Origin of the sequence: Brevibacterium antiquum CNRZ 918, assembly GCF_900169145.1 — a bacterium.
GTDB classification, from domain to species: Bacteria; Actinomycetota; Actinomycetes; order Actinomycetales; family Brevibacteriaceae; genus Brevibacterium; species Brevibacterium koreense.
This window is the reverse complement of sequence record NZ_FXZD01000027.1, coordinates 1-10,978: the sequence shown is the minus strand read 5'-3', so window position 1 is coordinate 10,978 and position 10,978 is coordinate 1. Positions and strand designations below refer to the sequence as shown.

The 10,978-nt window shown below is 59.0% G+C and carries 14 protein-coding genes and 2 rRNA genes; 7 read left to right on the top strand and 9 right to left on the bottom strand.

Annotation, left to right across the window (positions count from 1 at the left end; genetic code table 11):
* From BANT918_RS16800 to BANT918_RS16785, 4 genes are all read left to right on the top strand, one after another.
* Positions 1 to 189, top strand: a 23S ribosomal RNA gene (locus BANT918_RS16800); the annotation flags it as partial.
* Between the two features lie 157 nt (positions 190 to 346).
* Positions 347 to 465, top strand: a 5S ribosomal RNA gene (rrf, locus tag BANT918_RS16795).
* Between the two features lie 317 nt (positions 466 to 782).
* Entirely contained in the window at positions 783 to 1,211 is a 429-nt protein-coding gene (locus BANT918_RS16790; RefSeq protein ID WP_205676905.1) for a Rieske (2Fe-2S) protein, read from the top strand.
* A 304-nt stretch (positions 1,212 to 1,515) separates the two neighbouring features.
* A complete protein-coding gene (locus BANT918_RS16785) occupies positions 1,516 to 2,007 on the top strand; it encodes a GNAT family N-acetyltransferase (RefSeq protein WP_208618151.1) in 492 nt (163 codons plus the stop codon).
* An 88-nt stretch (positions 2,008 to 2,095) separates the two neighbouring features.
* Here BANT918_RS16785 and BANT918_RS16780 read toward each other — a convergent pair whose 3' ends face one another.
* From BANT918_RS16780 to BANT918_RS16760, 5 genes are all read right to left on the bottom strand, one after another.
* Complete coding sequence (locus BANT918_RS16780; protein ID WP_101621223.1) at positions 2,096 to 2,761, bottom strand: SDR family oxidoreductase; 666 nt, start codon at positions 2,759 to 2,761, stop codon at positions 2,096 to 2,098.
* Between the two features lie 40 nt (positions 2,762 to 2,801).
* Positions 2,802 to 3,611, bottom strand: a complete 810-nt coding sequence (locus BANT918_RS16775; RefSeq protein WP_101621222.1) for an AAA family ATPase — start codon at positions 3,609 to 3,611, stop codon at positions 2,802 to 2,804.
* A complete protein-coding gene (locus BANT918_RS16770) occupies positions 3,611 to 4,999 on the bottom strand; it encodes a Mu transposase C-terminal domain-containing protein (protein WP_101621221.1) in 1,389 nt (462 codons plus the stop codon). The genes BANT918_RS16775 and BANT918_RS16770 overlap by 1 nt, the downstream gene beginning before the upstream one ends.
* Before the next feature lies 1 nt (position 5,000).
* Positions 5,001 to 5,603, bottom strand: a complete 603-nt coding sequence (locus BANT918_RS16765) for a recombinase family protein (protein ID WP_101621220.1) — start codon at positions 5,601 to 5,603, stop codon at positions 5,001 to 5,003.
* Positions 5,604 to 5,822: 219 nt separating this feature from the next.
* On the bottom strand, positions 5,823 to 6,035 hold the full coding sequence (locus BANT918_RS16760) for an SDR family oxidoreductase (RefSeq protein ID WP_208618150.1): 213 nt from the start codon (positions 6,033 to 6,035) through the stop codon (positions 5,823 to 5,825).
* 299 nt (positions 6,036 to 6,334) lie between these two features.
* Between BANT918_RS16760 and BANT918_RS16755 the strand changes: the two genes are divergently transcribed.
* Positions 6,335 to 6,955 carry a recombinase family protein gene (locus BANT918_RS16755; RefSeq protein WP_101621219.1) on the top strand — a complete coding sequence of 207 codons (621 nt, stop codon included), beginning with the start codon at positions 6,335 to 6,337 and terminating at the stop codon, positions 6,953 to 6,955.
* A 10-nt stretch (positions 6,956 to 6,965) separates the two neighbouring features.
* On the opposite strand, the gene BANT918_RS16750 is transcribed toward BANT918_RS16755, so the two are convergent.
* The 3 genes from BANT918_RS16750 to BANT918_RS16740 are packed head-to-tail and all read right to left on the bottom strand — an operon-like array spanning position 6,966 to position 9,279.
* Positions 6,966 to 7,472, bottom strand: coding sequence for a GNAT family N-acetyltransferase (locus tag BANT918_RS16750; RefSeq protein ID WP_101621218.1), 507 nt, complete (start codon positions 7,470 to 7,472; stop codon positions 6,966 to 6,968).
* Positions 7,469 to 7,879 carry a low molecular weight phosphatase family protein gene (locus tag BANT918_RS16745; protein WP_101621217.1) on the bottom strand — a complete coding sequence of 137 codons (411 nt, stop codon included), beginning with the start codon at positions 7,877 to 7,879 and terminating at the stop codon, positions 7,469 to 7,471. The genes BANT918_RS16750 and BANT918_RS16745 overlap by 4 nt, the downstream gene beginning before the upstream one ends.
* Complete coding sequence (locus BANT918_RS16740) at positions 7,876 to 9,279, bottom strand: NAD(P)-binding domain-containing protein (RefSeq protein WP_101621216.1); 1,404 nt, start codon at positions 9,277 to 9,279, stop codon at positions 7,876 to 7,878. Before BANT918_RS16740 ends, BANT918_RS16745 begins: the two co-directional genes overlap by 4 nt.
* Positions 9,280 to 9,459: 180 nt before the next feature.
* Between BANT918_RS16740 and BANT918_RS16735 the strand changes: the two genes are divergently transcribed.
* Positions 9,460 to 9,807: an ArsR/SmtB family transcription factor gene (locus tag BANT918_RS16735; protein WP_166826416.1), complete on the top strand. Its 348-nt coding sequence runs from the start codon at positions 9,460 to 9,462 to the stop codon at positions 9,805 to 9,807.
* Positions 9,804 to 10,592 carry an MFS transporter gene (locus tag BANT918_RS16730; RefSeq protein ID WP_324761581.1) on the top strand — a complete coding sequence of 263 codons (789 nt, stop codon included), beginning with the start codon at positions 9,804 to 9,806 and terminating at the stop codon, positions 10,590 to 10,592. Before BANT918_RS16735 ends, BANT918_RS16730 begins: the two co-directional genes overlap by 4 nt.
* Here BANT918_RS16730 and BANT918_RS18185 read toward each other — a convergent pair.
* A partial coding sequence (locus tag BANT918_RS18185) for an integrase core domain-containing protein (RefSeq protein ID WP_145997013.1) occupies positions 10,558 to 10,978 on the bottom strand: 421 nt, incomplete at its 5' end. The two genes, BANT918_RS16730 and BANT918_RS18185, sit on opposite strands and share 35 nt — an antisense overlap.

Genomic DNA, 10,978 nt, shown 5'->3' with positions numbered 1-10,978 from the left:
GCTGGTTGGCTACGTTCGGGAAGGATAACCGCTGAAAGCATCTAAGCGGGAAGCCTGCTTCGAGATGAGATTTCCAACCCCACTTGTTGGGGGTGAGGTGTCCTATAGATTATGGGTTTGATAGGCCGGGTATGGAAGCACTGTGAGGTGTGGAGTTGACTGGTACTAATACGCCGATCACTCATCAACCCATTTGTTTGGTTGGTGTGTGCGTGTTTCACGCTATGGGTTTTACGAGATATTAACGAGTCACATTGTGTGTGGTGTTCGCGTTCGCTGTACGGTTCTTGGACCGCTACTACACTCTTGAGGTGTGATTACTCGGGTGGTGGTGGTTTGTTGGTTTTGCGGTGGTGATAGTGGTGGGGAAACGCCCGGTTAACCGTTCCGATCCCGGTAGCTAAGCCCATTCGCGCTGATGGTACTGCAACTTGGTGGTTGTGGGAGAGTAGGTGACTGCCGCAATATTCTTTAAGGTGAGGGGTCATTCCACTTCGGTGGGATGGCCCCTTCCTTGTATTCACGATCGGTGTGGTGGTGTGGATTTCGGCCCTTTTGACGGGGTGGGGTCCGCACCACCACTTTTTGCATTCACGACCGTGAGATATTCCGTTGATCGGGCGTTGCTGCCGGACCCGGCATCGCTGCTGGCGACGTCCCACGGGACAGGCTGACTCTGAGTGAATGGATATAGGAGAGTCAGTGCTTCGCGTTACCCTGGAAGCCGAACAGTCCTACGGATTCTGCACTGTTCACGTATGCACAGGAGGCTGAGGAGCACAGTGGAAACCAACAGACGCACGATCATGAAATCCGCCGGCATGGTCGGCTCCGCAGCTGTCGTCGGTTCGTCGGTGGCGTTGACCTCGGCGTGCGGGTCCGAGGACTCGTCCGAGGCACCGACAAGTGGTTCAGCAGAAGATGCCAGCGTCGCAGCGGGAGACGTTCCCGTCGGTTCTGGAACCGTCATTGACGAAACGTATGTGGTCACCCAGCCGAAGGAAGGTGAGTTCCATGCGTTCTCCTCTGTCTGCACTCATCAGGGCTGCCAGGTCCGTACGATCACCGAAGACAAGATCACCTGCCCCTGCCATTCTTCACAGTTCTCGACGTCCACCGGTGAGGTCCTCGCTGGCCCTGCGACCGATCCATTGCCGAAATTTTCTGTCACCGACTCTGACGGGACGTTGACGATCTCAGGATCCTCCTGACGTCTCATATCGGTCGCAGCAACCAGTCGTTTGGCTGCACGTGGAGGAAAATAGTCGACCGGCAGGCTGTACTTGAGCATGCCCTCGATTGACGGTTCTATTCGTTGCCGTTGCCGTCTCGGTTTGCGTTGTCCTCGCCTGTGAGCTTCATCGGTAAATGGCGGTCTTCTTTGAAAGCTCAATGGCGGCCCGATGCCTGCCTTCCACGAGGTTCACCCTCCGGGACTTCATGCGATCCTGCAAGCCATGTCTCCAATGGCGTGACGGCGGAGAAGGCAGGTAGGCCCTGCTGTATAATTCACGCATGACTATTGTAGTTCGCGATCCCGTTTTCGATGACGTCGACGGTATGGCCAAAGTCCACGTTGAATCCTGGCAGGAGACCTATCAGGGCATCATGCCAGACGCGGTCCTCTACGCCCCGGACTTCATAGAGCGCCGTAAACAGCTATGGAGCTCGTTCTTTACCCAAAGCAATCAGGAGAAGTACAGGGTGGCTGTCGCGGAGCTGGATGGACGAATCGTTGGAGTCGCCATGGTCGGCCCATCGAACGATACCGACCGGCAAGGCGAACGGGAACTCTTCGTGCTCTACACGTACAAGTCGATACACGGCAGTGGAGCTGGCGCGAGACTGCTGGAGACAGTCGGTGAACCAGATGAGCCCCTATCACTGTGGGTGGCGGACCCGAACCCTCGTGCACAGGCGTTCTATCGTAAACACGGCTTCACCCCTGATGGCTCTACTCAGACCGACGAGGAGGACGGGGTCACTGAGATACGCATGATCCGGTAGACGTAGAGCTACGCGCGTCTGCTGGGTTTGGGTCCAGGTCGGGCACCAAGCGTTTTGATTTGTTACTCGGGATCATATTCGAGGCCGATTAGAAGCGCGCAGAAAAGCCGCCATCGGCTTGTAGTAGCTGACCACTGATCCATCGTCCCTCAGCGGACAATAGAAACGACGTCACACCGGCTATGTCTTGTGGTGTGCCAAGCCGACCCAGTGGATGGTAGGGGCCCAGCTCAGTCTCTGTCTCCTCGTCCATCCACCCTGTGTCGATTGGGCCAGGATTGATGACGTTCGCAGAAATCTTTCGTGGACCAAGCTCGCGGGCTGCCGAGATGACGATTCGGTCTAGTGCCCCTTTTGAGGCTCCGTAGGGCAGATTGCCTGTCGTGTGATCGCTTGTGAAAGCGACTACTGCTCCTCCTGAGTTTACTGATTGTCGGGCAAACGCTGCGATCAGGAGTAGTGAGGCGCGGGCGTTGACAGCGAGGTGACGATCAAAGCTCTCAGCCGTGGTGTCGAGTATCCCGGCTTCTTCGCCATGCGCGTGACTAAGAACAAGCCCTTCAATCGGGCCGTGTTCGGCCGATACGCGGGTGATGAGCTCGTCTGGTGCCTCGGGATCAGAGAGGTCGCAGGGATAGTCGGCTGAAGTGAGGTCACTAGTACACACGTTCCACCCATTCAAACGGAGGCGCGAAGAGATTCCATCGGCGATACTGTTTGGTCTGGCAGCGCCAGTGATGAGGACGGTCGGCATGTTCAAACTCTATCGAATGACCATCACTTGATTGATGGTGTTAGTCACCGATGACGAGGATGCTCGCGGCTGCTTCGACGACATCGTCGGTGATGGTCTCGAGTTGATTGATCCTCATGACTCGCCGGATCTGGGGGAAGAGTCGTTCGAGCAAACGAAAGTTGCCTCGCGTGATTCTCTCGATAGCTGCGACCGCTTGAGCGTCGGTGAAGTCGTCCATGTCGAGTGTTGATCCCAGACGTTTCCATTGTCGTTCGAGGACGAAGAGGAGTTCGTCGCGGCCGAGTGAACGGTAGTTGTGGGAGAACCCGAGGCGTGAGTACAGCTGTGGGTAATGTCGGAAACGTTGATCGATTCCGGGCATGCCGATGAAGATGATTGCGAGCTCGTGCCGGTCGTGTTCGTCGCGCAGGAGCTCCAGTGCCGTTGGTGTTAGTCGTTCGGCCTCGTCGATGATGACCAACTCGACCAGTTTCGCCACGTTTCCGACGTGGACGCCAGTGACTTTCCCAATCGTGCGTAAATGCTCATCGATGCAGATCCCAACTCGAGTTTGAAGATGGCCGATATCATGCATGATCTGCTTATGACGAGGCAAGACTTCAGGGGTATAGAAGACGGTGCGGGACCGATGGGCGGTGGCCTGGACTTTCGTATCAGCTGTAGACCGCGGCCCCCATTCGTCGACGAAGGTGCCGACTTCATCCCAGTGGGCGTACCGGCGAGCCGAGAGTGTCTTGCCGACACCTGCCTCGCCGTGGCAGATCCCGATCGTTTTCTCCTTGCGTACTGCCGTGGCGAACTCCTTGAAGCGACGGTGTTCCTTGGTGATGATGAAGTCTCGTGGCATTACTCGTCCTCTTCATAGGTGCGCAGCTTCGACCGCCGGCGCGCGGTCTGGCTACTTTGTTGGGGTTCTTCCCGATTCGCAACTCTGGGGATGCGCTCGTTGATGTCTTTGCGTAACTGACGGCGGCGGGCTCGGCGGGCTGATTCGACTTCTCGGAGGCTGAGCCTCTGGTTCGGGTTCGTCTGATCGACGGCCACGCAGATGAGAGTGTCGCGCTCGTAGACGCGGATCTCTGAAATGTCGCGGGGATCGTAGCGGATCGTCACTGGTTTCCCCACGAGCGGGGCAAGCGTGGGTGAGAGATAGCGTTGACCTTGGAAATGGATACCATCGCGGCGGACGGTGCGGTGTTTGGGCACGGTCAGCAACAGTCCGTCGAGTTCGGCCAGTGTCTCGGGCATTCGCGGGAGCCACCCTTGACCGGTCCAGGCTGATTTGGGGCTGGTGTTGATTTCTCGGTGCGGGCGTTCGTTGTATGTCGAGATGAAGTCACCGATCGCCTGATCCAGGGCGGGCAGGTCCATTGAAGGCGTCGGCTTCTTCTCGGGGCCTCCGGTGTATCCGGGCAGGGTGGAGAGGAGTTCGGTGTTGAGGGTGCCGAAGAAGCGCTCGATCTTGCCGCGGCCTTGCGGACGGGCAATGGTTGAGTAGACGATCCGGATTTTCAACGCGATGGCAGTGTATTCGAGGTGGTGACTGGTGAAGTCGCTGCCGTGGTCGACGTGGAGGACGTCGGGGATGCCGCACATTGCCCAGGCGGGGTCATCTTTGCGCCAGATCGCTTGCCGGAGTGCTAACGCAGTATTCATTGCTGAGGGTGCTCCGGTGAAGACCATGTATCCACAGATTGCTCGGGAGCAGTCATCGATGATTGTCGTCAGCCACGGGCGCTCCGGGCGTCCACTGGCATCGGTGATGAGGATGTCGAGTTCCGTGTGATCTGCCTGCCAGGTGTCATTGGGGCGCTCGGCGGTGTGCCGGTAGATGAGTTCGTACTGGTCCCTGTACGCGACAGGACCATCGAGGGCGAGAGTCACCATCGCCGGATCCAAGCCTTCCAGGATGGAGCGGACCGTCCCATAGCTGGGTGCCGCCTCGCCTATCCGTTTCGACTCTTTAACCGTGAGACGGTGGAGAGTAGCAATGCTCGGGCGTGGCCGGGTGAGGCCAAGTCGCTCGACGAACGCTTTGAGTTCAGGATGGGTAAGCCTAGAACCAGAGTCGTGTCGGGTCTGTGATTCAAGAGCGGCGATCCCACCGGTCTTGTAGTGCTGGTGCCAGCGTTGCAAGGTGCGCAAGCCGAGACCGGTGTCTTGGGCCAGAGTTGTCAGAGCGATGTCGTCTTCAACGTGGAGCCGAAGGATGCGCCTCTTCTCCGGCCCGTCCATCTCACACCGGCTTCGCCAGTGTGTCGTGAGTGCCGGCGGCCTGACGGTGTCGATACAACGTGGCTCGCGACCAGCCCACCAAGCGTGCCGCGTCTTCAGCAGTGCGTCCTTTGGCGCGGGCGTCTTCAGCGATAGAGAGCTTCTGGGCGATCTCGTCCGGGTCTACCGGCGGCCGCCCGAACTTGGTGCCGTTCTGCTTAGCTGCGGCAATGCCTGCATTGACGCGTTCAGTGATGAGTTCACGCTCATACTCGGCCAGGGTAGCGAGCATTCCCAACATCATCCGACCCGATGAAGTCTCAGGGTCGATGTTGTCCGAAACGGAACGGACCTTCACTCCCTGGTCTCGGAGATGGTTCACGGTTGCCAGAACGTCCAGGAGTGATCGGCCGAGCCGGTCGATTCGCCACACGACGACAGTGTCGCCGTCTTCGGCATAGTCGAGCAGCCGCCTCATTCCAGGTCGCTGTTTCGCCGTCTTACTCCCAGAGGTCACATCTGAGAACACATCTCGTTTCTGGACTCCCTCACCGACGAGTGCATCAAGTTGGAGCTGCGCATCTTGGCCAGCAGTACTGACCCGCGTGTATCCCAGAAGCCTCATGTCTTAAGAATGCCTCATAAATCCCGAGAAGTCACGACTCTAAGACACTCTGCGTCAAGACGAGTTAGCAAGACAGATCGCACCCCGTGAGTACGCGACTGAGCTGAAGTTGTGAGTCGCAACGGCAAGTGGCGGGGTTTTCGCGCCGGTGAATGGCGGTGCGGCAATTGAGGCGGCTCGATGCAGAGTGGATCGCCCCGGGCCTGGCGGAGGGCTTGATCAGCGGTAGACCAAGCCACCGTCGATCAGCGGGGTCTGACCGGTCATGTAGTCGGAGTCCGGACCGGCCAAGAACGACACGAACTTCGCGACGTCCTCCGGGGTCGACGGGCGCCCGAGCGCGATTCCCTCAGCGTACGTCTTGTAGGTCGCACCAATCTCGGCACCGGTCAGCTCAGCGAACCGCCGGTCGATCTCCTCCCACATTGTCATTTTCAGAAGGCGACTGCACTACCTGCCGTATGAAATCGGGCTTTGTGCACCCGACTCTTGACATTCGGATGTCAGAAGCCCTGTGCGCAAAATGGCTGCCCCGGCGTGGTGTACGGCGATCGAGTTTGAACGAATTTCGTTGAGTTCGGCATTCATCTCGACGAGGTGTCACAATATCTCTTCTCGACACCGTCTGCGAGACGTAGAATAATGAACGGGTTAAGTGACAAAATGTGGTGAGCGGCGAAATGCCCGCCAGCATGTCACTTAAACGAACATTTAAGTGACGAGGTGTGCAGATGCTGGTTGGGTACGTTCGAGTCTCGAAGGCTGATGGTTCACAGACAACTGACCTCCAGCGGGACGCGTTGTCTGCTGCTGGCGTCGATGATGCGCAATTGTACGAAGACAGAGCTTCAGGCAAGAAGGATGACCGACCACAACTGATCGCATGTCTCAAGGCTCTACGTTCAGGAGACACCCTGGTGGTGTGGAAACTCGACCGGCTCGGTCGAGATCTTCGACATCTGGTCAACATCGTTCACGATCTCACTGACCGCGGCGTCGGGTTGAAAGTCCTCACCGGCCAAGGCGCGGCCATCGATACAACGACCGCGTCAGGGAAGCTGGTATTCGGGATCTTTGCTGCCCTGGCTGAGTTCGAGCGCGAACTCATCTCCGAACGCACGAAAGCCGGCCTGGAATCTGCCAGAGCGCGAGGACGCAACGGTGGCCGTCCCTACAAAATGACTCCGGCCAAAGTACGCCTCGCGATGGCTTCTATGGGCCAACCAGGAACCAATGTGGGTGCACTGTGCCAGGAACTCGGGATCAGTCGCCAAACCTTGTATCGACATGTGTCACCGACAGGCGAGCTGCGCGACGCTGGCCGCGACGTCATGTCGGCAGCCAAACGATAGTCAACCCATTTCAGGGTCGTCGTCGCTCGACGACAATCGTGTCGTGCCAACGGTCGGCAAGTGGCCCGTAGGTCATGTAAGCAATACGTTCTCGCCTTCCAACAGTTCGAAAGCCAGCGTGCTCGTGGAGACGAAGGCTGGCGGTGTTCTCGGGAAAGATCGACGACTGTATCGTCCAGACGCCGCGCTGGTCGGCGAGACTGATGAACTCAGACAAGAGCTGAGTGCCGACACCTTTGCCTGAAGCATCGGGGTGCACGTAGATCGAGTGTTCGACGACGCCTCTATAGACCTCGCGAGACGATACCGGCCCAGCGCCCACCCATCCTAGAATTTTCCCATCGGCATCCACGGCGACTCGACACAGATCCAGCCGCCTGGTTGCACCAAAGTCCTCCCAGGCGGCTGGTGGAGCAGACTCGAAGGTGGCGTGGCCGGTCTCGATTCCAGTGCGGTACACGTCCTTGACCTCGGACCAGTCAGAGCCGACCATCCCTCGAACATGAAGGTCACTCATGACATCAGGCGCGAATGAAGCTTCTCGACACGCCTGCGGATGTCGTCGCGCACGAGGCGCATGCGTTCGATGCCCTCGATTCCTCGCTCAGACGGCTCGTCGGTATCCCAGTTCTCCAATTCTGTGCCCGCAGGCACCTCCACGGTCGCTTCACGTCCCAAAGTGATGACGATATCGGCCGCTTCGAGCTCAGCGTCGTTGACAGGCTTTGGAGTGCCGTGACTGATATCGATGCCCAGCTCGTCCAACGACTGCACCGAGAGTTGGTTCAGTGATGTGCCGGGCTGTGTGCCAGCAGAGACCACATCGATCGTGTCACCGGCGAGATCGCTCATGAGCCCCGCGGCCATTTGGGACTTTCCGCCGTTTTTCACACAGACGAAGAGGACGCGTGGTGGAGTTGTCATCGTGTCTCCTGGTATGCACTGCGTCCGTGCTCCAAGCCGGTGGGGATGCCAATCGAGACCGGCTCAGCGGGCGCACCGCAGCACGAATCAGCCTCGACAGTATCGGCAACAGGTGCGTCACAGGAGGACCCGATGTCGGCTGAACATACGCCGGTTTCGGGTAGAACCAGCTCGACTCTGTCTGCGCTGGCCTGGTCGCCTGCCAGGGCTGCGACGATGGAGCGGATCTGCTCGTATCCGGTGAACATGAGGAATGTGGGCGCGCGACCGTAGGACTTCATGCCCGCGATATAGAAGTCCTTCTCCGGATGCGCCAGCAGGTTGGCTCCGTGGGGCGGGACGGTTCCACAGCTGTGATATTCGGGATCAATGAGCGGCCCCAGCTTTGTCGGTGCTTCAACGACCGGATCGAGTTCGAGGCGGATCTCGCGCAAGAAGTCGAGGTTTGGCCGGAATCCGGTGGTCGGGACGACGCGGTCGACGTTGAGTGAGACTGGCCCGTCGGGTGTGGTCCCTGAGACGGTGAGTCCATCCGTGGTGTTGAGCTCCGTAATGGTCACTGACGTGTGGACGTCAATGCGTCCGGTCTCGACGAGGTGGCGCAGACGGGTGCCCAGTGCCCCACGAGCCGGGAGCCCGTCCTGGTCGCCGCCACCGTAGACGCTGGCGGGGTCGGCTCCGCGAATTGCCCAGCTGATACGTGTGGTCGGTTCTGCTTCGTTGAGTTCGCCCAGGGCCAGCAGCGTATTTGCGGCCGAGTGCCCGGCACCGACGACGAGGACGTGGCGGCCAGCGAACTCGTCCCGGTCTCGTCCAAGGACGTCGGGCAGTGGCGAGGTGACCAGTCCGGCTTCCCTTGCCGCGGTCTCACCGATGGCGGGAAGGCCTGCTTGGCCGAGAGGGTTCGGGGTTGCCCATGTGCCGGAAGCATCGATGACGGCGCGGGCGTGATGATCTTCGATCACTCCGTCGGCGCTCTGGGTGCGGACGAGGAAAGCCGTGGCATCGCGATCTGGTGTGCGTGTCCGGTCCATACCAAGACGGCTCACCGCGATGACGCGGGTCTGTGTGCGGATTGCCTCGCGCAGCTGTGGAGTCGCGGCCAAGGGGGCGAGGTAGTCGTTGACGAGTTCAGTTCCGGTCGGCAGATAGTCACTGTCGGGTTCTTGCCAGTCAGTGCCTTCGAGGAGAGTGCGAGCGGCGTGATCAATGTTGTACTTCCATGGGGAGAACAGCCCGATATGGCCCCATTCGCTGACGGCTGCTGCCGGTGTAGCGCCGGCTTCGAAGACCAGTGGTTTCATCCCACGCGTGACCAGATTGGCGGCAGCAGCTAAGCCAACGGGGCCAGTGCCGATGACGACGACCGGAAGATCAGCGAGGGTCGAGTTCTCAGGCATAATGAATCTCCTTCTTAGCAGTGGCAAATTGATCGATGAAAACCGGGCGAGTAACCACTCTTCCGCGGAGACCGTATCCACGAAGTCTCAAACTCCCACCGTCAAACATCGATGTGTGTCGATATGTATTCAAGCACCACGTATCGACAAATGTCAATGTCTTGGCATAATGGAGATGTGATGATTGAACAGACTCTCCCGGCCGCAGTGTCGCGCTCGTGCTGCCCGTCGCTGACGATGAGACCTTTGGGCCAGGACGATGCGGTGGAATTTGCTCGGCTCCTCAAGGCTGTGGCAGATCCGACCCGACTACGGCTGGTGTCGCTGGTGGCGGCGAACGTGAGTAATGAGGCGTGCGTATGTGACCTCACCGAACCCGTCGGGTTGGGCCAGCCAACCGTGTCCCATCACTTGAAGATCCTTGTCGATGCCGGAGTACTCGACCGCGAGAAGCGCGGCGTTTGGTCGTACTATTCGATCAAGGCGAGTACTTTGGAAAAGCTGGCTGCTTTTCTCTCTCCCGCGTGACCAATCCGGTGACTGGGCGACCGCGAGGTGGTCTTGCCGCGCTGTCTGCCGCGCAGATCACCAGCTGGGGGTTACTGTACTATTCGCTTCCAGTCGCGGTAACGCCGATCTCCCAGGACACAGGGTGGAGCCCCACAGCGATCACTGCTGCTCTCTCGGCTGGTCTCATCGTCTCAGCTGTGGCAGGTATTCGAGTCGGGCGCATCCTCGATGCCAACGGCCCGCGAACAGTCATGACAGCGGGTTCAGTCATCGGTGTCGTGGCGTTGCTACTAGTGGCGTGGTCGCCGTCGCTTCCCGTGTTTTTCACCGCGTGGATCATTGCCGGATTTGCCCAGTCCGCGGTTCTCTATCCTCCAGCATTTGCTGTCATCACTCGGTGGTATGGGACCGATCGAGTCGGACCGTTGACGACGCTGACGCTGGTTGGAGGACTAGCATCGACGGTGTTCGCGCCCTTGGTGGTCGCCCTCATCGATGGTCTCGGTTGGCGCGGCGGCTACGTGGTGATGGCCGGTGTTCTGGCTGTGATCACTGTGCCATTGCATGCGCTTTTTCTTAATGGGCGCTGGTCTGATGATGCTGGATCGCAGTCTGCAGCGGTATCCAAGGCCGAGGTGAGGCAGGTGACTCGCACACCGAAGTTCATCATTTTGCAGATCGCCATGGCCATGGCCACGTTCACGTTGTTCGCGGTCACGATCAACATGTCAAGCACCGGGTTTCGTAGAGGCTCCTTTTCTTGGTTTCCTAAGCAGCCGCGGGTTCAATCGCGGACTGGTTGATCCATTCCGAATGGACCTCGAACGGCGGGCGGTAGTCAATCGCTGAATGCAACCGTGTCTGGTTGTACCAGGCCACCCACTTCGACGTCTCCGCCATCACCTCGATCAACCCCGACCACACCTTCCGGTCAATCAACTCTGCCTTGTAGACCGAGTTCAGAGCCTCGGCCATGGCATTGTCGTACGAGTCTCCACGTGACCCCACCGACGCCACGACCTCGGATTCCGCCAGGGTCTCGCCGTAGCGAATCGATCGGAATTGAACGCCGCGGTCGCTGTGGTGGACAAGCCCGGAGACATCTTCACCACCCCTATATTTCGCCGCCAGAGCCATCGTCAGAGCGTCCCTGGCCAGAGACTCCCGCATATGGTTCGTCACCTGCCAG